The organism is Streptomyces adelaidensis (assembly GCF_016598475.1).
GTDB lineage: Bacteria > Actinomycetota > Actinomycetes > Streptomycetales > Streptomycetaceae > Streptomyces > Streptomyces adelaidensis.
This window is the reverse complement of the sequence record NZ_JAEMUX010000247.1, coordinates 1-1,095: the sequence shown is the minus strand read 5'-3', so window position 1 is coordinate 1,095 and position 1,095 is coordinate 1. Positions and strand designations below refer to the sequence as shown.

Below are 1,095 nucleotides of genomic sequence, written 5' to 3'. Positions count from 1 at the left end.
CCAGGCCGGCGAACTCACCCCGGGCATGACCCTGCGCACGGCATCCGGCACCACGGCCACGGTTGAGGACGTCCGCTACTTCGAGCGCCGACAGCGCACGCACGACCTCACGATCACTGAGATCCATACGTACTATGTGCTGGCGGGGACCACGCCAATCCTTGTTCACAACTGCAATACGCGAGTTGGGCGATGGATGTCAGAGGAAGAGCATCAAGCGATGGTTGACACGGGTAAGGTTCAGGCTGGTCAAGGTGAGACTTCGACCTACGTGGCCCATCCGGCAGATGCTGACGCCTTCCGGAAGCAGGCTAAACCGGGGTCCGTCTATGCAGAGTTCGATGTCCCGTGCTCCTGTTTGAAGCCTGCTGGTGAGCCTGGGTGGGCACAAATTCCTGGGCCGAAACATCCCATCTATACACGACTGAATGCCCGACGTGGGCTACCCGCACCAGAGATGCCTTCTTTCGGAAATCTCACGATCGTGGATAGGAAATGAACGAACTGCTTCCCATTCTATTCAAGAGGTTCATCGAGGGGATGTCGCCTCATTGCGAGGAGCATGGATTCGTCATTGAAGTTTTCGATGCGCTCGACCGCGAGGGCAAAAAATCTTTTGGGGTCTACGCGGAGAACGGGTCGAGAGGATTTTTTTTGACGGCGTGGGACTCTGGAGAGGTTCAGGTGTCGTCAATTGACTACGATGTGAATCTCTTTCCTGAAGAGAGATATTTGCCGGGCATGCTAGATGGTGAATTGAAGACTCTATTTCGGGATCTAGTCGATTGGGCGTCTGCTGGTGTGAGTGATGCTGGCTGAATGGAGGCCAAGGTGAACGCTCCTGGGCTGCAATGTCGTGGTGGTCCGCGATAGCGAATCAGAAGCCCCGGCAGGTGCGTCCTGGCGGGGCTTCGGTGGGTCGTTCCGGTGCATATCAATAGGAGTAGGCCGCTGACGGCAGTAGTGACGGCAACACCAGCAGACGCCAGCGCATTTGCACGAACATCCAGCGACTGTCAAATCGCCCGCTGACCAGTGAACTTGCAGGTAGTAGCGGCCCGGCCTGCACACGTATTATGTGGTGGCAGGCGATAC

2 protein-coding genes are annotated in these 1,095 nt (G+C 56.8%); both read left to right on the top strand.

The features are described from left to right. On the top strand, positions 1-499 hold a 499-nt coding region (locus I8N67_RS43650), incomplete at its 5' end, for a TreTu family toxin (protein WP_234047125.1). After that, positions 496-819 (top strand): hypothetical protein, encoded by a 324-nt coding sequence (locus I8N67_RS41615; RefSeq protein WP_200309564.1) that lies wholly within the window; start codon positions 496-498, stop codon positions 817-819. The genes I8N67_RS43650 and I8N67_RS41615, both read left to right, overlap by 4 nt. Positions 820-1,095: the final 276 nt, after the last annotated feature.